We start from the raw sequence: 21,917 nt of genomic DNA, 5'->3' as shown, positions 1-21,917 counted from the left end.
AAAACGGGTACTAAAAGGATTGTTAGCCTTTTAGTACCCGTTTTTATTAATGATTGACTGATAGACTTTCCATATGAAAAATAAAAACAACATATATCCAAACAAAGAATAACTATGCTGCCAATCCGTACTATGTACAAATAAGCCTAGCCTCTCAGCAATTTGTTCAAAAATGCTAGCGCAAACGCCTATTGAAATAATAAATAGAGTTCTAGAAACGGTAGATAATTTCTTTGAAATTTGAATAAAAGAGGCTGTTAAAATCGGTAGTACGAGTAACGTGAAAGCTATGTTAACTGAAAATGTGGATGAGAAGGGTCTAACCGGAAAAGAATATATTTGTTTATTAACAAAGAAAGCATCTAAACAAGTTCCAATAATAGCAGAGAAAAAAACTGTAATTATTAAAGCTAGAAAATCATTCTTCTTCTCGAAGGAGGACATTTTTCTTTGCGAGAATTGCGAGTTCAATTTTTTCGAGTGTTTTGCAGTAGTCTTCTGTAATTTGTCCATTTATATTTTCCTCCTTATCAACTAAATAATTTACAACTTGCCAATCAGTAAACCAATCTTCATTTTCAACTTCTTCATGTTTCATATCCCGCCATGCATAGATGAGTGCAGGGCTGTATATACGATACGCGTCACTACGTAACTGGCATTTCTTTATTCGGCGTTTATAAAACTCACGCGAAAAAGATTCATTTACACTAGAAAATAAATGAGGCCAGTAATCTTTTCTTGAGCCTGTATGTGGATGGTGATGGACCCAGTTTATTATTTGGGATAAAATATGTGTATCCCGAAATAACAATGAATACAACCGTTTTCCAAGTAAAATTCGTTCATGCAAAGAAGTGAAATGTTTCATTGTATCACCAAATAGTAATACTTTTTGCTTTTTATCATTTTCGTAAAATGGGAAAAGGATATGATTGAACTGAAAAAAATCAAAGAGTTTAAATCCAATACTATTTAATACAGTCTTTTTAAAGTGTGCATTTTGAATAACTCTTTTTTCTAAGTAGTTTTGTTCATTAACAATAGTTGCGATCGCTAATGTTTTTTTGTTACCTGTTTTCCAAAAATCGTTCCACATTGTTTCCATAAATGTAGAAACATTTAAGTGAGTGAGAAGGTGAAATAGCTTTTTTGATTTTTTTACACTTTGCTCATATAGTAAAAATTGAGGATATACATCTTGGAAAATGAGCCAATTTCCTCTTTCTAAAAAAGAGAAAAATGTAATTTGATCTTTCTCGGATAAAAGCCTCGTATATAAATCTCCCTTTAAATCTGTCATATTCCAGCCACCGTTACGTGATACGATATGCCCAAGTAGTGCCCAATGTATTTCTGGATATTGAATGTAAAATTGGTAGTATGCACGTGTTCTTGTGACGTTATTTTTATTTAGTTCTTTTGTCTGAGCTTTAATTTTATCGATGATAAGTTGCTCTTCTTTCGTTAATTTATATATGGTAACAGAAGAGATGAGATCGCTTTTTTGTTGTAACTCGTTTTTCACGTCGAATAGGGAGAGAGGGAGTGCTTTTGAGAATTCTTTAGATGTATTGTTTGAATTGCTTTGGTACATTCCATTACCTCCCTTTGCTATGAGTTTAAATGTGGTATTGGTTATGAATCATTCCATTTATCCCGCTATTAACGAGCAGTAAGACTCCCATCTCAAAAGTCGGCTAAAGCAAAGAAGTTAGGTGAGGGTGGGGCTGCTCGTAAAAGCCCGATTGATTCAACTAATAATTAGTGGGGGATGGACAAAATCCCCACTAATTAAAGTTTCACTTTATTTTATTACGAGTATAAGAAATAAATGAGCGGTGTTTTTTAAATCAGTAATATAGTGATCATTCAAACAGTATAAAGAAAATCTAATTGCTAAGAAGTGAAATGAAAAACAGAAACTATAAAAAAATAGTTTCTGTTTTTTTATTTTGTCAATTAAATGTAACAAACGACGATTATGATTTGAATCAATTGAAAATAATTCAATAACCTTAATAAATACAATTTGAATTGAAATGTATGGTAGGAGGAAAAGGAATGCTTAATAAAATAATTTTAATTACTGGTGGTACAGGTTCGTGGGGACATGAACTTATAAAACAACTATTAGAAAAATCACCGAAAGAAATTAGAGTTTTTTCAAGGAATGAAACGGTTCAGTTTGAAATGCAGCAACAGTTTATAAATGAAGAGAGATTAAAATTTATTATTGGAGATATTCGTGATAAAGAGCAACTAGTATATGCTTGCCAAGGTGTACATTATGTATTTCATCTTGCAGCTTTAAAGCATGTTCCAGTATGTGAATATTATCCTTATGAAGCTATAAAAACAAATATACATGGTACGCAAAATGTAATTGAAGCATCTATCCAGAATGAAGTTGAGAAAGTTATATATGTTTCAACTGATAAAGCGGCCGATCCATCAAATACGTATGGGATGACAAAAGCAATTGGTGAAAAATTAATGGTTCATGCGAATGTGCAAACGAAGAAAACAAAATTCATTTGTGTTCGTGGCGGAAATGTTTTAGGAACGAGTGGAAGTGTGGTACCGCTTTTTAAAAAGCAAATTAAGCAATCTTCAAAAGTAGGGATTACCGATGCAAATATGACTAGATTTTTCTTAACCATTGAAGATGCTGTTGGATTGTTATTTAAAGCAGCATCTGAAGGAAGAGGAGGAGAAATCTTTGTTATGAAAATGCCAGCATGTAAAATAACGGATTTAGCGAAAGTATTGATTGAAGATTCGAAAAAAGAAAACGTGAAGATAAAAGAGGTAGGAATAAGACCTGGTGAAAAATTAAGTGAAATGCTTTTATCTGAGGTAGAGAGTAAAACAAGTATTAGTTTTGATCAAAATTATTTTGTGGTACTACCGACTATTCCTATAGAAGGACTTCAAGAATATTATGCTAGTTATCCGCTTGTGGATGTGAATAGTTTTAGTTCTCAACAAGACTTACTTACAAAATATGAGGTGAAACAAATGTTAGAAAAAGGAGGGTTTTTACGATGAAAAAAAATGCGAGCCTTTTAATAACTGGTGCAAATGGCTTCACAGGACGTCATGCTTACCAATATTTTTTAGAGCAGGGCTTTCATGTAATTCCTATGTTTCAAAATCGTTCACATAGAGAAAAAATCGAAAATGGTATTACTTGTGATTTAACAAATAAGAGTGAAGTAATGAAGGTAATTAAACAAATAAAACCAGACTATGTATTGCATTTAGCAGGAAGAAACTCAGTTAATGAGTCTTGGACAGCTTCTCTGGAATATATAGAGATTAACGTAATAGGGACTTTATATTTATTAGAAGCCATTAAGCAGGAAGCCTCGCATTGTAAAACATTAGTTATAGGATCTGCATTGCAAGCAGATAGTATGAAAAACATAAAAGTTTCAAATCCATATAGTTTAAGTAAAACTATGCAAGTCATTATTGCGGAGGCTTGGGGCGGATTAATGGATTCAAATATTATCATTGCAAAGCCCTCAAATTTAATTGGTCCAGGAGTATCGAATGGTGTTTGTTCAATTCTCGCAAAAAAAATGATAGATATAGAATCGGGTAGAAGTAAAGCGATTATTGAAGTAAACAGTTTGAAAGATAGTAGAGACTTTCTAGATGTACGTGATGCAGTTAAAGCGTATCATGTGTTATTACGTGATGGTATAAATGGAAAACAATATAATATTGGATCAGGAGTAAAACGTTCTTTATTAGATGTATTGGAACAATATAAAGGATTAACACAGTTGAATTTTACTATAAAAGAAACAGAGAATAGTGAGAGCGGCTTAAATGAAAGTTTAGTATTAGAGGATATAAAAAAGTTAGGTTGGGTTCCAGAAATCCCATTTCAGCAATCATTAAAAGATGTACTTGAGTATGCGAAGTGTAGTGACATCTGCATTTAATGAAAAATATAAAAGGATGTAAGAAATATATGAATTGTTATGAGACTATAAATAATCAAAATATGCTATCGCTTTCGATTGTTGATACGCTGGATTGGAAAGATGAAGAAGAACATGTTTTGCGCATCTATGAGGCGATAAATACATGTCGAGCATATGTGGAAAAGGTTAATCGAAAACCCAAAACAATATATACAGGAACTAGTCCTGTAATCCAAGTCTTTACTCAGTATGAATGTAGTGAGTATGGAAATGATTTTTATGAACTCATCAAAGATCTTTTGCAAGACATAGGTCTGGAGTTAAAGATTTATATAAATCATAGTAAGTTAATGTACATTTGAAAGATTACTATAAAGCTAGACTTTAAATGATAAAGGTGGGATATAAGTTATGAATAAAAAGATTCTCTTTACTGGGGGCGGTACAGCCGGACACGTAATGATTAATATGGTATTGATTCCTAAATTTATGGAAAAAGGATGGGGAGTTGAGTATATTGGATCTCAAAATGGAATTGAAAAATTATTAGTTCAAAATGTTAAGTACAATAGTATTTCAACGGGGAAGCTCCGGAGATATTGGGATTGGGAGAACTTTAAAGATCCTTTTAAAATTATAAAAGGCTGCTTACAAAGTTATAAATTAATTAAGAAAATAAAGCCTGACGTTATCTTTTCGGCAGGAGGATTTGTTTCAGTTCCTGTAGTAATAGGGGCATGGTTAAATAGTGTACCTATCGTAATACGTGAACCAGATAGCACGTTAGGACTTGCAAATAAAATAGCATTACCTTTTGCTACAAAACTATGCACAACATTTCCTCAAACAGGGGGTAATGTAAGTAATGAGAAAAAGGTTTATGTAGGACCAATTGTAAGGGAAGAAATTGAGAGAGGTAACGTATTACGAGGAAGAAGGTATTGTGAATTTCAGCAAGATAAACCGGTATTGTTAATAATGGGTGGGAGTCAAGGTGCTAAGTGGATAAATGATATGGTAAGGAAAAGTTTAGATACATTATTATTAAGTTTTAATATTGTTCATATGTGTGGTAAAGGGAAGGTGGATCCTTCTATCGGAATGGAAGGTTATATGCAATTTGAATATATAGGAGAAGAGTTGCCACATATACTGAATATGGCAAGTGTTGTAGTTTCCAGAGCGGGTTCTACTGCTATTTCAGAATTGTTATATTTGAAAAAACCGATGTTACTTATTCCGTTAACTAATGGTTCCAGTAGAGGGGATCAAGTTTTAAATGCTGACTATTTTTCTAGGCAAGGGTATGCGGAAGTATTACTTCAAGATAGAATAAGCACCAGTACATTTACAGATGCGGTAAATAAGTTGTATATAAATAAGGAGAGGTATATTCAAAACATGAATGGATATAAGAAAACAAATGATGAGGGGATTCATCAATTAATAGATATAATAAATGAAGTGGTGAAGTAATAGAAATTTAAATAGAAAAACAAAACAAAAGGAAAGAAGGTATCTTCTTTCCTTTTTACTATAGTTGCTCAAATTCATTATTACTTATACCGATTAGCTATGTACTATTGGTGAATACCGATTTCTAATAGCTCAGTAAATGCATTAGTATGAATAGGTTTACTGTAATAGTAACCTTGAATAAACTGACATTTATTTTTTTGAAGGAAATTTACGTGTTCTTTCGTTTCTACGCCTTCAGCAATGACGGACATTCCTAATGTATTTGCTAATGTGATGATTGTTTTAATGATTTCCATTCCATCTTCACACGTTTCAGACATTGTAATAAATTCTCTTGGGATTTTTAACGTATCGATTGGATATAAAGGTAAGTAGGCTAGGGAAGAATAGCCTGTACCAAAGTCGTCGATTGAAATGTGAATCCCTAAACTTTTTAGTGTACGCAGTTTTATCAATGTTTCTCTCTCATCCATCATTGCAATTCGTTCTGTTAATTCTAGATCAAGGGAACTTGCTGGTAAGCCTGTAGTTGCTAAAGTAGAAGAAATAGATTTTACAAATCCTTCTTGTTCAAATTCTTTAGCAGATAAATTTACCCCTATTTTTAAATGCGAATATCCGAGTGCGTGCCAACGTTTCATTTGCTCACAAGCCTGCTGTAATGTCCATTTTCCTATTGGAATAATTTGTAGTGTTTCTTCTGCAATCGGAATAAACTCGTATGGAGAAATAACACCTAATTCAGGATGATTCCACCTGATTAAAGCTTCTGCACCGATAATTTTATTAGATTCACTATCAACTTGAGGTTGATACAAAAGGAACAATTCTTCATTTTGTATTGCGTTTGGTAAATCTTTTTCTAATCGTAATCGTCTTTCGATTTTTTTAGCGATTACATCGTCATAAATAGAGACAGAGTTAAGCTCTTTTGCCTTTGCATCATACATTGCAACATTAGCGTTTTTCAGAAGTGTAGCGGTATCGATTCCGGAATGTGGATAAATGGAGATACCGATACTCAGTGATAAAGTTAATTTATGCTCATGTATGACAAACGGCTTTTCCATGCTTTCAAATAATTGGTTACATAACTCGAATAAGGAATCTTCGTCAGTATAGTTTTCAATTAAGATTGTAAACTCATCACCACCGATTCTTGACAGATGAGTATGTGATGGAAGACATGATTGGAAACGTTTTGCTACTTCTTCTAATATGTAATCACCTGACGAATGTCCAAGTGTATCGTTAATTACTTTAAAGCGATCTAAATCTAAATATAATAATGCAAACTCACTTTGTGTTGTTTGAGCATTTTTTATAAATTTTCTTAACTTCCTATGGAAAAAGGATCGGTTCCCAATTTTCGTTACAGTATCGTGGAATGCTAAATATTTTATTTCTTCTTGTTGTTTTTTTAGTGCGGTAATATCCTTTACCATAATATAGCTTCCTGAAATTTGTCCATCTATCATAATAGGAACGATGGTAACGTATAAAAAATAAGTAAAGCCATCTTTATATTGAGAACTAAGTTGTAAGGATGCTGATTCTTGTTGTTTAACTTTTTCTAATGCAGATATCAGTTTATGTTTATCTGCATCTAAAATAATAGAAAAACATGTCTCACCAAGTAACTCGTTCGTTGGTGCTCCAAGTAGTATGCTTCCTGCTTTATTTACATTTAAGAATATTCCATTTAAATCAATCGTAAAAATGGGATCAGGATGATATTCATATAATGATTTGAATTTTTGTTGTTTCTGAGATAGGGCCTCTGATTTATGGACTAAATCAGAAGTTCTTAAAGTAACTTTTTCTTCTAGTTGAGCATTAAATACTTGTAAACGTTTTGTTAGGGTGTCGTTTTGCATACGCACAATAGAATGGCGAATAAGTACGAAAACAAAAGCGATACAATTTCCTGTAATGAGAGTTGAAGACGATGTTTGTTCTTTTAATGTAAACCCGATTAGTATTGCAACAGCAAGATAGGGAAATACGACTAATACTTTTTTTCCTAGTATAGGGTTTACAATGAAATAATTTTTATGGCTATTATCATCTTCTGAAATAGACCCAGCTATTGCGATAAGCAATATAGGTATTCTATATAAAAGACGTAAAAATGTTATAGTGTCAGTTGATAAATGGGTATTTAAGTAAAAATAAATATAGTTAAAAGTTGCAGAACTAATCAATACAAAAATAAAGATATAAATTTTCCGCTTGGACTTAAAAATTGTTGGGCGGAAAAAGAGACTAACACCTAGTAGAAGAAATAATAGATCTGCAATTGGATATAGAAATGAAAGGAAAATATCTCCGAGTGAAAGTGAGAATATATTTAAATTTGGCTGATTAAATAAATACCATTCTAATGTGAATATGGAAGTAAGTACTATACATATATCACAAATAAAGAAAGCTCTTTCCCATTTAGTGCATTCTTTTAAGATCTTATAGCAGAAAGCGATAAGGCAGAAGAATAGAAAAAACATGTAAAATACATCAGAAATAGTAAAATGATGTATTGGAAGTTCGAAAAAGGTATCTTGATACGTATATACTACTTTTCCTAATAAAAAACTACCAATTGCAATTGTGATACATATCCAAAAAGGATTTGAACTAACTTTTTTAGAGTATATAGAGTAAATTAGCGATATAAATGTAATGACTTCAACGATGAGTGAAGCGAAGCGTACATTGAAATTTGAAAAATTAGTAGGGAACAGAAAGAAAAACATAAAATAGATTGAATAGCATATTAATGTTGTGATTAATATACATAGCTGTAAATTTTTATTTAATTTCAAAAAAATCACCTTCTTTAAGTATGTACTATATTCGTAATATCTATACGTAATAATATTACTTAAGGATTGTATCAGATTTCCTTATAAAAAGCATGCTTATAAGGAAAAAAACAAGAGTGCAATAATTCTTAAAAATGAAAAAACAATACATTTAATGATTTTTAGTGTATCAAGATTTTAGATGGGAATTGTATATTTAGTCATCCAGTATATTTTAAAGGTTTTTTAGTGCTTTGCAAGTGGAGATGCAAATTTGCATATAAAATGATGGGATTTTCTTTCTAGGTGAGTTTTTGATTGTTATAGGCTAGTAAGTAACACCTTTGTATGTATCTATTTTCATACTAATGAGGGATTTCAAAAATGTTTTAAGAATATACAATAAAATATAGTCATTCATTACGTTTTTAGTATGGGAGGAAAAGCATGAAAAATTGGGTGAAGTTTCGAATAGCACGTCCAACAGATAAGTTTGAAGAGGTTATGGCATTCTATGAAAAAGGATTAGGTTTAAAGCGTATAGGTGAATTTTACGGTCATGAAGGTTACGATGGCGTCATGTTTGGACTACCAGATGAAGAATATCATTTAGAATTTACAAGATATATAGATGGGAGCCCATGTCCAGCTCCAACAAAAGATAACTTACTTGTATTTTACATGCGAGAAGATAGTGAAATGAAAAAAGTGAGTAAAAGGCTGCATACAATGGGGTATGGTGAAGTAGAACCAGAAAATCCGTATTGGAAAGAAAAGGGGATAACGATAGAAGATCCGGATGGTTGGAGAATTGTATTGATGAAAATAGAAGAATGAGGTGTGGCGAAACTAGAGGAGAAAGACGTTTCGAGTTTTGATAGTGTAAAAGAAAATATATATAAGCTTCCTTGAATGGGATAAAATCAAGGGGAAGCTTTTTTGTGAATTTATCTGAAAATTAACATTTGATAATTTGTTCTGGAAAGATATGAAATAAGAGCGTATATTCTTATGGGTTGATAGTCATGTCTTTAAAGAGGGATATAGAAAAGGGAGGAATTATGAATACATATATCTATATGGTTAGGCATGGTGAATCGCCAAAATTAGAAGGAAATGAAAGAACACGTGGATTAACTGAGAAGGGAATTTTAGATGCTCAAAGAATAACTGAGATATTAGAAACAGAGGGAATTAATACTTTCATTTCAAGTCCGTATAAGAGGGCTATGTTAACGATAGAAGAGTCAGCGAATCTCCATGAAAAAGAAATGTTAGTATATGAAGATCTTAAAGAGTGTAAGTTTTCAAATGAAAATAAAATTATATCGGATAAGGAAGTGTACCCACTTGTAAAGGAGATGTTTTTTAATCCAGAATATGCACTGACAGATGGAGAGTCATATGCGGATTGTCAGCGAAGAGTAGTGAGAGTGTTAAAAGAAATATTAATGAATTTTCAAGGACATAAAATTGTAATTGGTACACATGGGCTTGTAATGACACTAATGATGAACTATTTTGATAATCAATATGGACTTGAATTTTTAATGAATACATCCAAACCGGATATATATAAGCTAGAATTTAAAGAAGAGCAATTAATGAATGTAGAGAGATTATGGAGAGAAGAATGAAATGGGGTATATGGAGTGTGTTTTAAAAATTACTTTTAAAACACACTCTTTTGCATTAAGTTGAGTTTTAAATATTTTCACTAACACGTTCTTTGTTTTTGTTATTTAAAGTATGTAAGAGTTTTTGAAATACCTTAAATGAATGCTGGAATATTGGACTTTGAATAAAAGTGTATAGAAAAGTTACGATAAAAACAGGACCTCCTAGCATATATCCAATAACTAGTACAACGCATTCTACAATAATTCGAGCACGACTAATAGATAACCCAGTTTTGTCAGAAATGGTAAGCATGAATCCATCGCGGGGTCCAGCACCAATGCCAGCCGCAACGTACATGCCGCCCCCAATGCCTGTAATTGCAATACCAGAAAATAAAATGAGTAAGTTTATCCATAAATAATCACTAGCGTTTGGAAGGATTTTTGATTGTAAGAAAAAGTCCATAATAGGACCGATAAGTAGTGCATTTAAAAATGTGCCCACGTTTATATATTTTCGATCTACTAGTAAAGAGATAAGAACGAGACATAATCCACATATGACACTCCAAGTGCCAATTGTCCACCCAAATCGTTGGTAGAGAGCCATATTTAAAACTTCCCAAGGATGTAAACCGAGGAATTTAACTTTGACTGCGAGAGCATTTCCAAGTCCAAAAAAAATTAATCCTAGGAAAAATAGAAAATAGCGAAAGAGAGTTAGCCTCATCTTTAAAACCTCCCAATATATAATGATGTATATTACATGTTTGAATTTAAATGTACAAATGTTATGTCTTTTTATGATTTATTAAAAATGTAAATGGATATATATTTTCACAGTCAAAAAAGTTAAAATATTTCGTTATAAGGATTATAATAGAGAGAGAACTATAAAAGGAGTGAACGAATTTGAAACAAGAACTTATTGAAAGATTTACGAGATATGTAAAGATTGATACACAATCAAATGAAGAAAGTCATACAGTGCCTACAACACCAGGGCAAATTGAGTTTGGTAAGTTATTAGTGGAAGAGTTGAAAGAGATTGGGTTATCAGAAGTGACGATGGATGATAATGGTTACGTAATGGCAACACTGCCTGCTAATACAGATAAGGATGTTCCTGTAATCGGCTTTTTAGCTCATTTAGACACAGCAACAGATTTCACGGGGAAAAACGTAAAACCACAGATTTATGAAAATTTTGATGGAAAAGCAATTACGTTAAATGAAGAGTTAAATGTTGTGTTAACACCTGAACAGTTCCCAGAATTGCCATCATATAAAGGCCACACAATCATTACAACTGATGGTACAACACTTCTAGGAGCTGATGATAAAGCTGGTCTAACAGAAATCATGGTAGCAATGAACTATTTAATACATAATCCGCAAATTAAACATGGGAAAATAAGAGTAGCATTCACACCAGATGAAGAGATTGGCCGTGGACCATCGCATTTTGATGTAGAAGAGTTTGGTGCATCCTTTGCCTATACGATGGACGGAGGTCCATTAGGTGGTTTAGAATATGAGAGTTTTAACGCTGCAAGTGCCAAATTAACTTTTAGAGGGACAAATACACATCCTGGAACAGCGAAAAACAAAATGCGTAACGCAAGTAAACTCGCTATGGAATTCGATAGACAGTTGCCAGTAGAAGAGGCGCCAGAATATACAGAGGGATATGAAGGGTTTTATCATTTACTCTCTTTAAATGGTGATGTCGAGCAAAGTAAAGCTTACTATATTATTCGAGATTTTGATCGTAATCATTTTGAAGCGCGTAAAAATAACATTAAAGATATTGTGAAAAACATGCAAGAGAAGTACGGCGAAGATGCAATCGTTTTAGAGATGAATGATCAGTATTATAATATGCTTGAAAAAATTGAACCGGTGAGAGAAATTGTTGATATTGCGTATGAGGCAATGAAAAGTTTAAATATTGAACCGAATATTCATCCAATTCGCGGTGGAACAGATGGATCGCAATTATCATATATGGGATTACCAACGCCAAATATTTTCACTGGTGGTGAAAACTATCACGGTAAATTTGAGTATGTTTCGGTAGATACTATGGAAAAAGCTGTTCAAGTAATTGTAGAAATCGCAAGACGATTTGAAGAACAAGCTTAAAAAGAGAACCAAGTAGTAATGAAGTGCTACTTGGTTCTTTTCTATAGTAAAACATACAAAGTGAAACTTGTTACAAGACGTTTGTAAAAGGGGGAAATGTTATGAGTGAAAATCAGTTTCATGATTATATAGGGACATATACAAAAGCAGAGAGTAAGGGGATTTATAAATTTATACTTGATACGAACATCGGAGAACTTAAAGGGATTGAATTAGCAGCTCATATAGGAAATCCGACATATGTAACGATTAGTCATAACAACGAGTACCTTTATTCTGTTGCGAAAGATAATGGGTTAGGTGGAATTGCTAGTTTTTCTATTCATAATAAATCCGGTAATCTAAATTCGATTAGCATGCAAGTTTTAGAAGGGGCATCGCCGTGCTATGTAAGTGTGAATCGGGAGAATAGTATAGTAGTAGCAGCTAATTATCATAAAGGAACAGTAGAGTCCTATTTAGTGAAAAAGGATAATGGAAGTTTAAATGCTGCTACGGTAATTGTAGAACATAAAGGGTCAGGACCAAATAAGGAAAGGCAAGAAAAGGCACATGCTCATTATATAGATTTTACTCCTGATGAAAAATATGTAGTAGCAGTTGATTTAGGAATAGACAAGGTGATTACATATAAAGAAAGTGATGGAGAACTGATAGAAGTTACACGGTTATCTGTAAAACATGGTAGTGGTCCAAGGCATCTTATATTTCATCCAAGTGCGCAGTATGCATATGTTATGACAGAATTAAGTTCAGAGATTATTGTACTTCAATATGATGCAAAGAGTGGCAGTTTTAAAGAAAAACAATACATTTCTACATTACCTGAAGATTTTAGAAAAGATAGTTACGGAAGTGCAATTCACATTTCTTCTGATGGCAAGTTTGTTTACGCAGCAAATAGGGGAAATAATAGTATCGCGGTTTTCCGAGTGAATGAGCACAATGGAGAGCTCGCTTTTATTGAAACAGTATCGACAGAAGGTGATTGGCCACGTGACTTTTCTTTAGATCCGGATGAAAAATTTTTAATTGCAGCGAATGAAAGATCTAATACTTTGACTTTATTTGCTAGGGATGAAATGACAGGGGAGCTAACGCTTGTACAGACGGACGTAAATGTTCCAGAGCCAGTATGTGTGAAGTTTTTATATGTGAAAAAATAGATAGGTTTCCCTATCTATTTTTTATTAGGAAATTTTAATATAGCACCCGCCACAAATAAAAAGTCGCGTAAGACTCCCAATTTGTCCAATTTGATGCAAATTCTTTTATTTCATTTTTAGTCGGTTTCTTTTCGGAACCTGCTATAAATTTAATTGCATTATGCAAACCAACATCATCAATTGGAAAGGCTGAAGGGAATCGTAAGCAACGCATTAAAACATAGTGAGATGTCCATGGCCCTATACCGCGAATGCTAGTTAATTGTTTTTCAGCTTGCTTCACATCTTGTATTTGTAATAGAGATTCTTTTGATAATTTACCTTCTGTAATGAGCTGCGCGACGTCAATTAAGTATTCGCACTTTCTTGTAGTCATTTTTAATGTTGCGAGATCTTCTACATCTAAATTTGCTATTACTTCAGGTGATGGGAATATCCAATGTTTTCTACCGTTCCAATCTACATAATCGCCAAAATTTTCGACTAATCTTCTTTTTAGAGTATAGGCATATGTGAGGTTGATTTGTTGACCTAGAATCCCCCAGCATAGTGCTTCAAATAAATCCGGAATTCCCAAAGTACGAAGACCGTAAAATTCTTTAATGGGTTTTTGAAGGAGTGGGTCGTGTTTAGCTAATTTATAGAAGGGAGCTAAATCAGTAGTTAAATCAAACCACTCTTTTACATAGTTAGATACGGCATCGTGTGCCCATTTTTCAGAGACATATGATTCTCCTAAAAAACGTATTTGAATATTACTATCGGCATTAAAACCAATTTCAACTAATGGATTTATGTTTTGAACAGGAATGACTTTATAGATTTTATTATTTTCAATATGAAACATACATTCATTTTTAGAACGCGATAGATAGCGTAAGTTTTCTTGAAAACTGAATTCTTTTGGAACGACTAAAGACAATATTTCATTACAATCCTCTGTCATATTTACTCCTCCCGAAGCGCTTCTAATTTGAGCAATTCTTTTTTCATTTCTAAACCACCTCTAAAACCGGTAAGTTTACCATTTTTCCCAATAACGCGGTGACAAGGAATAGTGATAAGCAGAGGATTTGCCCCAACGGCAGTCCCAACTGCACGTACAGCGTTAGGTTTTTGAATTCTTTCCGCAATCTCTGAATAAGAATGTGTCTCCCTATAAGGAATTTCACGTACCGTATTCCAAACAGCTAATTGAAATGCAGTTCCGTAAACATCGATAGGAATTGTAAAGGTTTCTAGTTTGGTTTCCAAATACTCGATAAGTTCTTTTGTATATGTTTGCAGATAATCTGGATTTTGGATTAATGTATGTTGTGGCAGTTTTTTGCTAGCCCACGTATTTAGTTCTTCAAAAGTTTCATTTTGCGATCCGATGAAGCATAATCCATTTGAAGTAGCTGCAATATGCATACGCCAATGTTTATGAATAAGCAATGTCCAATATATAGTTTTATTTTCATATGGTTTCATTATTTCATACCTCTTTTATTCCGTTCTTTTTTCGATATTCAGTAGGGGTAAATCCTGTCTTCTTTTTAAATAAAGTCGCGAAATACTCCGGATTTTCTATCCCGACATCAGTACTAATTTCCATAATGGATTGATTTGTATGTGAAAGGTATTCTGTCGCTTTTTTAATTCTGAATTGCTGTATATATTCTATTGGACTAATCCCTACAATTTTCTTGAAAGTGCGTTGTAGATGATAAGGGCTACCATGGCATATTTCTGCGAGTAAGTCGAGGGTTAGCACGTCACAATAATGTTTTTGGATATATTCTTTAATTTGCTCTACCCATTCTTCATTAGGTAAAGTTAGCCCGTTTGGTTTACAACGTTTACACGGACGAAAATTTTCATGTAATGCTTGCTCTGCCTTAAGAAAAATACGTACATTGTTTTTATTCGGTATTCTCGATTTACATGATGGTCGGCAAAAAATACCGGTTGATTTTACAGCGTAAAAGAATTTGTCATCATATGTGGAGTCATTATGAATAATTGCTTGCCAATACTCATTTGTTACTGTGAACTCTTCATTATGCACAGAACATCACCTCTGGCATTAGTATAACCTGAATAAAGTACGTATGTACGTATTTACGAATGTAAGAGCAAGATTACAAAGATGAAACTATGATAGGGTATCTATTTTGTGTTAGCATGAAAATTGAAAATGCACATCAAGAGGAGGAACATAGATGAAGTTGATTTCATGGAATGTAAATGGTTTGCGAGCAGTTATTGCAAAAGGTGGATTTCTAGAATATCTAGAAGAATCTAATGCAGATATATTTTGTTTACAGGAAATTAAATTACAAAGTGGACAAATTGATTTAAATCCCGAGGGATATTATACATATTGGAATTATGCTGTGAAAAAAGGCTACTCAGGAACGGCTATTTTCACGAAAAAAGAACCGATTTCTGTTACATATGGTTTAGGGATTGAAGAGCATGATCAAGAAGGACGAGTTATTACGTTAGAATTTGATGATTTTTATATGATAACGCTGTATACACCAAATTCTAAACGGGGATTAGAACGTTTAGATTACAGAATGGAATGGGAAGATGATTTCAGGGCCTATATTAAGCGATTAGATGAAAAGAAACCAGTTATTTTTTGTGGAGATTTAAATGTTGCCCATAAAGAAGTAGATTTAAAAAATCCGAAAAGTAATCGGAAAAATCCTGGTTTTTCGGATGAAGAAAGAGAGAAATTTACATGTGTTTTAGAGGCGGGATTCATTGATACGTATCGCTATCTTTATCCCGATCAAGAAGGAGCGTACTCATGGTGGTCATACCGTATGGGTGCAAGAGCGAAAAATATCGGTTGGCGTTTAGACTACTTTGTGATTTCTGAAAGGCTAAAACATAAAATTACCGATGCGAAAATTAATAGTGAAGTGATGGGATCGGACCATTGTCCAGTTGAATTACATATAGATTTCTAAAAAAAGAAGTATCTTCCTGAAAAAAGGAGATACTTCTTTTTTGTTCAGTTTGTTAAAATTTTTCAAATCATTCTTGAAATAATCTGATATTAAATATATACTTAGTAACGATAATCATTATCACTGGTAGTGATTATCGTAGGATGAGGGTTGTAAAGAATTTAATACTAGGGGAAGTGAACGAGAATGGCTCTCCATTTTACGTAGATTTATTAATGATGTGAAATATAGATGAGGATTATGTTTCATATAATTAAGTTTCATTGTTGAAATAATATATTTGAAGATTTCGAGAGGAGATATATAAAGATGAACAAGAAGTTATTTACATTAGGGATGGTTACAGTTTTAAGTGTTGGTTTAGCAGCATGTAATAGTGCAGACAAAACTTCTGGGGAACAAAAACAACAGACAAAGGCTACGGAAACGAAAAAAGACGAAAAGCGAAAGATTACATATTTAGGTAAAGAATATACAGTACCAGCAAAAGTAGATAAAATTGCGACAGCTAGTTTAGAGTCAATGGAAGATGCGGCAGTACTTGGAATTAAACCGGTAGGTGCAATTACGGTTGGTGGGAAATTACCAGGGAACGTTGCAAAAGATTTAGAAGGTGCGAAATCTGTCGGTGAGAAAATGGAACCCAACTTTGAAACATTACTTCAATTAAAACCTGATGTTATTACATCAAGTACGAAATTCCCAGCAGAAGCGGCTGAGAAATTTACGAAGGTAGCTCCAACAATCCCAATATCACATGTTTCTACAGATTGGGAAGAAAACTTGAAATTAATGGGAGAACTATCTGGTAAAAAAGACAAAGCAGAAAAAATTATTAAGGATTATAAAGCAGACGCTGAAAAAGCGAAAGCAAAAATTGGAGATAAGTTAAAAGATAAAAAGGTACTTGTAATAAGATTAAGAGCGAATACATTATTCGTTTATCCAGAAGGAGTATACTTCAACCCTGTAATTTATAAAGACCTTGGATTAACTGCTCCAGAACAACTTAAAAATGTAAAAGCGCAAGAGAAACTCTCTTTAGAACAACTGGCTCAAATAAATCCAGATTACGTATTTTTACAATATGAAGCAAGTGAAAATAATAAACCAAAAGTACTAGAAGAAATAGAAAGTAATCCAATTTGGCAAAGTGTAAATGCTGTAAAAGAGAAGAAAGTATTTGTAAATACTGTAGATCCTATTGCGCAAGGTGGTACTGCTTGGAGCAAAACAGTATTTTTAAAAGAAGCAGTGAAAAATTTGACTAAATAATAAAATTAGTAAGGTGCGTTGAATGATATGCGGAAAATAAATTCACTTCCAATGATAATCTTATGCTTAGCACCCATATGTATTTTACTTACTGTTATTTTATCTATCTTATATGGGACAAAAAATATCGATTTTGAAACGACGTGGAATGCATTGTTTCATTTTGATTCGAGTAATGTAAATCATAATATTATTGTTACATCTCGTTTACCAAGGGTAATTGGAGCTCTTTTAGTTGGAGCTTTTCTAGCCATATCAGGAGCACTTATGCAGGGGATGACAAGGAATTATCTTGCATCCCCTTCTATTATGGGTGTGACGGATGGTTCTGCTTTTGTTATTACAATGTGTATGGTATTCCTTCCGGGAATGTCTTCAGTCAACATGATTTTATGTTCTATGCTGGGTTCAGCATTAGGTGCGGGAATTGTTTTTGGATTTGGTTCACTGCTTAGAAACGGATTGTCACCTGTAAGATTAGCAATTATAGGAACCGTGATAGGGACATTCTTAAGTAGTCTTTCTGCCGCAATTGCTTCTTATTTTCAAGTCTCTCAAAATATTAGTTTTTGGTACAACGCGAAATTAGATCAAGTAGATCCCAATATACTTAAATTAGCAATTCCTTTTGGTATAGTTGGTATTATTTTAGCACTTCTCATTTCAAAATCTATTACAATCCTTTCACTGGGAGAAGAAGTGTCTATTAATTTAGGGCAGCGTACGAAAATTATAAAAGTGACTGCAATTTTATCCGTTGTATTTCTGACTGGTACAGCAGTTGCTTTAGTAGGGAAAATAGGTTTTGTAGGACTAATTATTCCTCATATTACTCGCTTTTTAATCGGTGTAGATTATAAATGGATTGTGCCTTGTGCTGGAGTAATTGGTGGTGTGTTTCTTGCTTTATGTGATGTGTTAAGCAGATTTGTAAACTATCCATTTGAAACACCAATAGGCGTTGTTACGTCTCTAATTGGAATTCCTTTCTTCCTTTATTTAATTCGTACAAGAGGGGGAGAGAGACATGCTTAAAGGCTCAAGTCAGCGTTTTGTAATGACTATGGGGACTATTATACTTTTAATTTTATGTACCATTTATATTAGCTTAACGAATGGTACATTTGATATTACAATTATGGACGTCTTTCGAACAATTTTTCGGATTGATCCAGTCCCAGAACATGATTTAGTTATATTTGATTTTAGACTGCCGCGAATCATAATTGCTGGCCTAGTAGGATTAGGTCTAGGGATAGCTGGCGCTGTTATTCAAGGGATTACGAGAAATGGTTTAGCAGATCCGGGTATTTTAGGAGTAAATGCTGGTGCAGGAACTGCAATCGTAATTTTTATGTTCTTTTTCCAAGGACAAATAAAGAGTACGGATTGGATTTCTATAATGATGATGCCGATGTTTGGCTTAGTTGGAGGGTTAGGCGCGGCTATATTAATTTATATATTTTCTTGGCGAAATGGAAAGTTAGATTCACAGCGTCTGTTACTAACAGGGATCGCAATAGGGTCAGGTTTCGGAGCGTTTTCTATGTATTTATCATTGAAAATGAAAGCAACTGACTTTGAAATGGCAGCTGTCTGGGTTTCAGGTAGCATATATAATGCAAACTGGAAATACATTATTGCAATGTTGCCATGGCTTATTATATTAATTCCAATTATAAAAAAGAAAGCTTATTTGCTAGATTTATTTCAATTGGAAGAAACGAGTATTACAAGTCTAGGTGTTTCAGTAGAAAGAGAGAAGTCTATTCTATTATTAAGCAGTATTGGACTTGTAAGTGCATGTGTTGCTGTTTCAGGAAGTATTGGATTTATTGGTCTAATGGCGCCACATATAGCCAAAAGACTTGTTGGCATTCAACATAAATATGTAATTCCTACATGCGGAGTAATTGGGATGCTACTTGTAATTGCTTCAGATTTTATCGCAAAAACAATTTTTATGCCTGCAGAATTGCCTGTAGGGATTGTTATTGCTATTGTCGGTGTACCGTATTTCTTATATTTACTTTATAAGGCGAAAGCGTAAGAGGAGGAAACACAAGTGAATATTTTAAGTGCAAAAAACTTGGAAGCAAATTATGAAAAACTTACAGTGTTTCGCGATTTAAATGTGGAAATACAAAAGGGAAAAGTAACGACAATTATAGGTCCAAATGGATGCGGAAAATCGACATTATTAAAAACGATGGGAAGAATTTTAAAACAAAAAAGTGGTAAAGTATATTTACAAGGACAAGATTTAAATACGATTTCAACGAAAGAAATCGCGAAACAGTTAGCTTTGCTTCCGCAAAATCCGATTGCCCCGGGAGAGATTAAGGTAGAAGAGTTGGTTTCTTATGGGCGTTATCCACATCGTAATAACGTGAATAAGTTAACTTCAAAAGATAAAGAAATGATTGATTGGGCATTAGATATTACCAAAACATCAGCGTTTCGAACGAGACAAATTGCGAATTTATCAGGTGGACAAAGACAAAAAGTATGGCTAGCAATGGCCTTAGCGCAAGAGACGGAAGTTTTATTATTAGATGAGCCAACGACATACCTTGATATGTCACACCAATTAGATGTACTGCAAATCGTTGAGAAACTGAATAAAGAACATAATTGTACGGTCGTAATGGTATTACATGATATTAACCACGCAGCTAGATTTTCAGATGAAATTATCGCAATGAAAGAAGGAAACATTATTACAACTGGTAGTCCTATAGAAATTATTACAAACGAGGTGCTAAAAGAAGTATTTCATATCGATGCGCGTGTCATGATAGATCCATATAACGGAGCTCCCGTTTGCTTCGGTTATGATAGTGTATTTCAAGAGGAAAAAGTAGAGATGTATGTAACGAGTTAAGGGGGGATGTGCATAATGAATACTGCTATTGAAAAACAACAAATTATTGTATCTAATACCGAACAGTGGAAAATGTATTCGACATTAGAGAATCGTGAGTATCAAATTCATATTTCAAAACCGAAGCAGCCAGCACCGGATTCTGGTTATCCTATTATATATGTATTAGATGGGAACGCCTTTTTCCAAACGTTCCATGAAGCTATTAAAATACAATCGGTAAGAGCAGAAAAAACAGGTGTGTCACCAGCAATTATAGTAGGTATTGGTTATCCAATTGAAGGCGCATTTTCAGGAGAAGAAAGATGTTATGATCTTACACCTGTCGTAATTTCAAAAGATGCCCCGTTAAAACCGGACGGTAAACCGTGGCCTAAAACAGGGGGAGCACATAATTTCTTTACTTTTATTGAAGAAGAATTGAAACCACAAATTGAAAAAAAATTTGAGATTGATAAAGGAAAGCAAACGTTATTTGGACATTCTTTAGGTGGTCTATTTGCTTTACATATACTATTCACAAACGTAAATGCCTTTCAAAATTATTTTATAAGTAGTCCATCTATTTGGTGGAATAACCAATCGGTGCTTGAAAAAGAAAAGAATCTTATAAATGAATTAAACAATGCTAAAGTTGAAACGGGAGTATTCCTTACAGTTGGGTCATTGGAACGAGAGCATATGGTTGTAGGGGCAAACGAATTGTCAGAGCGCCTTCTCCAAGTAAAACACGATCAGTTTAGATTTATGTTTTATGAAGCTGAAGGGGAGAATCATGCATCTGTTGTGCCGACTTCTTTAAGTAAAGGATTGAGATTTATTAGTCAAGTGTAGAAGACGTATATGAAAAAAGGTAAGCAATTGCTTACCTTTTTTCATTATTGTTTTATTGCTACGTATCCATCAATTAAAAAGCTTGTGAAAAAGCGATTGATTTGAGTAAATCCACATTCCTCCATGACAGCTAGTAGATTCGTTTCGGAAATAGGAAATATTTCTGTTTCAAAAGAATTTTCAAATCGGTTCCAATCTTCTAATGGAATTTGATTTTGCATCATGTGGTTGCGCCAAGCATTCAATTGTGCAGAAAACATACTTGTATGGGGTACACCATTTATTGTAGAGAGAAAGAATGGAGCACCAGGTTTTAAGCGACTACTAATTTCATTAAGAAGCTCTTTTTTCTCCTTAATAGTTGGGATGAAATGAAGAACAAGCATACAAGTAGCAGCGTCAAATAATGGATTGGTTAATAATGAATGGACAGTTCCATGTACAAAGTGAATTTGATTTTGTATGCCTTCGCTTTCAATTCTTTTTTTAGCTAGCTGTAGCATGCTTTCAGATGGATCAACACCTGTAAAAGATAAGTTGCTATTTTGTTTGCCTATTGAGAGAATTTCTTGTCCACCACCAGCACCTATAACTAGAAAATTTGGATTCATATTTTCTTTAGGGAGTGTAGTAAACAAGAAATGATTCATCATTTCATATAGGTTGTAGTAGCCTGGGATTTTACATGGAATTCTTTGTTCATATGAATTTACGGTAGTATCATTCCAATTCATTTTTAACCTCCTAAGTATGTGTGTTATAGGTTTATTATGGAATGAAATTATGAAGGGCAACAATCCCGTAAATCTGGGG

Annotated in this window: 22 protein-coding genes; 14 read left to right on the top strand and 8 right to left on the bottom strand. The window is 33.4% G+C overall.

Going from position 1 to position 21,917, the window contains the following annotated elements; translation table 11 throughout:
* Nucleotides 1-30: 30 nt before the first annotated feature.
* Complete coding sequence (locus tag MR066_RS08565; protein WP_242247257.1) at nucleotides 31-444, bottom strand: CBO0543 family protein; 414 nt, start codon at nucleotides 442-444, stop codon at nucleotides 31-33.
* Entirely contained in the window at nucleotides 419-1,597 is a 1,179-nt protein-coding gene (locus MR066_RS08560; protein WP_242246826.1) for a DUF2515 domain-containing protein, read from the bottom strand. Before MR066_RS08560 ends, MR066_RS08565 begins: the two co-directional genes overlap by 26 nt.
* 467 nt (nucleotides 1,598-2,064) lie before the next feature.
* On the opposite strand from MR066_RS08560, the gene MR066_RS08555 reads away from it, so the two are divergent.
* From MR066_RS08555 to MR066_RS08540, 4 genes are read left to right on the top strand one after another with little or no spacing between them, the layout of a single operon-like run.
* Nucleotides 2,065-3,051 (top strand): UDP-N-acetylglucosamine 4,6-dehydratase family protein, encoded by a 987-nt coding sequence (locus tag MR066_RS08555; protein WP_242246823.1) that lies wholly within the window; start codon nucleotides 2,065-2,067, stop codon nucleotides 3,049-3,051.
* Nucleotides 3,048-3,956: an SDR family oxidoreductase gene (locus MR066_RS08550; protein WP_242246821.1), complete on the top strand. Its 909-nt coding sequence runs from the start codon at nucleotides 3,048-3,050 to the stop codon at nucleotides 3,954-3,956. The genes MR066_RS08555 and MR066_RS08550 overlap by 4 nt, the downstream gene beginning before the upstream one ends.
* On the top strand, nucleotides 3,956-4,300 hold the full coding sequence (locus MR066_RS08545; RefSeq protein WP_181462974.1) for a DUF6572 domain-containing protein: 345 nt from the start codon (nucleotides 3,956-3,958) through the stop codon (nucleotides 4,298-4,300). The genes MR066_RS08550 and MR066_RS08545 overlap by 1 nt, the downstream gene beginning before the upstream one ends.
* Before the next feature lie 49 nt (nucleotides 4,301-4,349).
* Complete coding sequence (locus MR066_RS08540) at nucleotides 4,350-5,414, top strand: undecaprenyldiphospho-muramoylpentapeptide beta-N-acetylglucosaminyltransferase (RefSeq protein ID WP_242246819.1); 1,065 nt, start codon at nucleotides 4,350-4,352, stop codon at nucleotides 5,412-5,414.
* Between the two features lie 104 nt (nucleotides 5,415-5,518).
* Here MR066_RS08540 and MR066_RS08535 read toward each other — a convergent pair whose 3' ends face one another.
* On the bottom strand, nucleotides 5,519-8,239 hold the full coding sequence (locus MR066_RS08535; RefSeq protein WP_242246818.1) for a putative bifunctional diguanylate cyclase/phosphodiesterase: 2,721 nt from the start codon (nucleotides 8,237-8,239) through the stop codon (nucleotides 5,519-5,521).
* A gap of 426 nt (nucleotides 8,240-8,665) precedes the next feature.
* On the opposite strand from MR066_RS08535, the gene MR066_RS08530 reads away from it, so the two are divergent.
* Together MR066_RS08530 and MR066_RS08525 are read left to right on the top strand one after the other, a co-directional pair.
* On the top strand, nucleotides 8,666-9,055 hold the full coding sequence (locus MR066_RS08530; RefSeq protein ID WP_242246816.1) for a VOC family protein: 390 nt from the start codon (nucleotides 8,666-8,668) through the stop codon (nucleotides 9,053-9,055).
* A 224-nt stretch (nucleotides 9,056-9,279) separates the two neighbouring features.
* On the top strand, nucleotides 9,280-9,855 hold the full coding sequence (locus MR066_RS08525) for a histidine phosphatase family protein (RefSeq protein ID WP_002142816.1): 576 nt from the start codon (nucleotides 9,280-9,282) through the stop codon (nucleotides 9,853-9,855).
* A gap of 67 nt (nucleotides 9,856-9,922) precedes the next feature.
* Here the strand turns inward: MR066_RS08525 and MR066_RS08520 are convergent, their stop codons facing one another.
* On the bottom strand, nucleotides 9,923-10,567 hold the full coding sequence (locus MR066_RS08520; protein WP_242246814.1) for a YczE/YyaS/YitT family protein: 645 nt from the start codon (nucleotides 10,565-10,567) through the stop codon (nucleotides 9,923-9,925).
* Between the two features lie 182 nt (nucleotides 10,568-10,749).
* Here MR066_RS08520 and pepT point away from each other — a divergent pair, with 182 nt between their 5' ends.
* Nucleotides 10,750-11,982, top strand: a complete 1,233-nt coding sequence (pepT, locus tag MR066_RS08515; RefSeq protein WP_242246812.1) for a peptidase T — start codon at nucleotides 10,750-10,752, stop codon at nucleotides 11,980-11,982.
* A 101-nt stretch (nucleotides 11,983-12,083) separates the two neighbouring features.
* Nucleotides 12,084-13,148 carry a lactonase family protein gene (locus MR066_RS08510; RefSeq protein WP_242246810.1) on the top strand — a complete coding sequence of 355 codons (1,065 nt, stop codon included), beginning with the start codon at nucleotides 12,084-12,086 and terminating at the stop codon, nucleotides 13,146-13,148.
* Nucleotides 13,149-13,182: 34 nt separating this feature from the next.
* Here the strand turns inward: MR066_RS08510 and MR066_RS08505 are convergent, their stop codons facing one another.
* From MR066_RS08505 to MR066_RS08495, 3 genes are read right to left on the bottom strand one after another with little or no spacing between them, the layout of a single operon-like run.
* Entirely contained in the window at nucleotides 13,183-14,094 is a 912-nt protein-coding gene (locus tag MR066_RS08505; protein ID WP_242246808.1) for a DNA-3-methyladenine glycosylase 2, read from the bottom strand.
* 2 nt (nucleotides 14,095-14,096) lie between these two features.
* Nucleotides 14,097-14,621, bottom strand: a complete 525-nt coding sequence (locus MR066_RS08500; protein WP_242246799.1) for a methylated-DNA--[protein]-cysteine S-methyltransferase — start codon at nucleotides 14,619-14,621, stop codon at nucleotides 14,097-14,099.
* 4 nt (nucleotides 14,622-14,625) lie between these two features.
* Nucleotides 14,626-15,198: a bifunctional transcriptional activator/DNA repair enzyme AdaA gene (locus MR066_RS08495; RefSeq protein ID WP_002014656.1), complete on the bottom strand. Its 573-nt coding sequence runs from the start codon at nucleotides 15,196-15,198 to the stop codon at nucleotides 14,626-14,628.
* Nucleotides 15,199-15,352: 154 nt separating this feature from the next.
* Here MR066_RS08495 and MR066_RS08490 point away from each other — a divergent pair, with 154 nt between their 5' ends.
* From MR066_RS08490 to MR066_RS08465, 6 genes are all read left to right on the top strand, one after another.
* The gene (locus tag MR066_RS08490) at nucleotides 15,353-16,111 is read left to right on the top strand and encodes an exodeoxyribonuclease III (protein ID WP_193665083.1); all 759 of its coding nucleotides are present in this window, start codon (nucleotides 15,353-15,355) and stop codon (nucleotides 16,109-16,111) included.
* Between the two features lie 309 nt (nucleotides 16,112-16,420).
* Nucleotides 16,421-17,386, top strand: coding sequence for an iron-hydroxamate ABC transporter substrate-binding protein (locus MR066_RS08485; protein ID WP_002087985.1), 966 nt, complete (start codon nucleotides 16,421-16,423; stop codon nucleotides 17,384-17,386).
* A gap of 27 nt (nucleotides 17,387-17,413) precedes the next feature.
* Complete coding sequence (locus tag MR066_RS08480) at nucleotides 17,414-18,421, top strand: FecCD family ABC transporter permease (RefSeq protein WP_002087983.1); 1,008 nt, start codon at nucleotides 17,414-17,416, stop codon at nucleotides 18,419-18,421.
* Nucleotides 18,414-19,436: a FecCD family ABC transporter permease gene (locus MR066_RS08475; protein ID WP_002087982.1), complete on the top strand. Its 1,023-nt coding sequence runs from the start codon at nucleotides 18,414-18,416 to the stop codon at nucleotides 19,434-19,436. Before MR066_RS08480 ends, MR066_RS08475 begins: the two co-directional genes overlap by 8 nt.
* Nucleotides 19,437-19,451: 15 nt before the next feature.
* The gene (locus MR066_RS08470; protein ID WP_061688527.1) at nucleotides 19,452-20,270 is read left to right on the top strand and encodes an ABC transporter ATP-binding protein; all 819 of its coding nucleotides are present in this window, start codon (nucleotides 19,452-19,454) and stop codon (nucleotides 20,268-20,270) included.
* Between the two features lie 15 nt (nucleotides 20,271-20,285).
* Nucleotides 20,286-21,104, top strand: a complete 819-nt coding sequence (locus tag MR066_RS08465) for an alpha/beta hydrolase (RefSeq protein ID WP_061688526.1) — start codon at nucleotides 20,286-20,288, stop codon at nucleotides 21,102-21,104.
* Between the two features lie 44 nt (nucleotides 21,105-21,148).
* Here the strand turns inward: MR066_RS08465 and MR066_RS08460 are convergent, their stop codons facing one another.
* Complete coding sequence (locus MR066_RS08460; RefSeq protein WP_215586752.1) at nucleotides 21,149-21,838, bottom strand: class I SAM-dependent methyltransferase; 690 nt, start codon at nucleotides 21,836-21,838, stop codon at nucleotides 21,149-21,151.
* Nucleotides 21,839-21,917 lie beyond the last annotated feature (79 nt).

This window comes from Bacillus cereus group sp. BfR-BA-01523 (assembly GCF_022662615.1).
GTDB lineage: Bacteria > Bacillota > Bacilli > Bacillales > Bacillaceae_G > Bacillus_A > Bacillus_A mycoides.
This window is presented reverse-complemented; position numbering and strand designations above follow the sequence as displayed.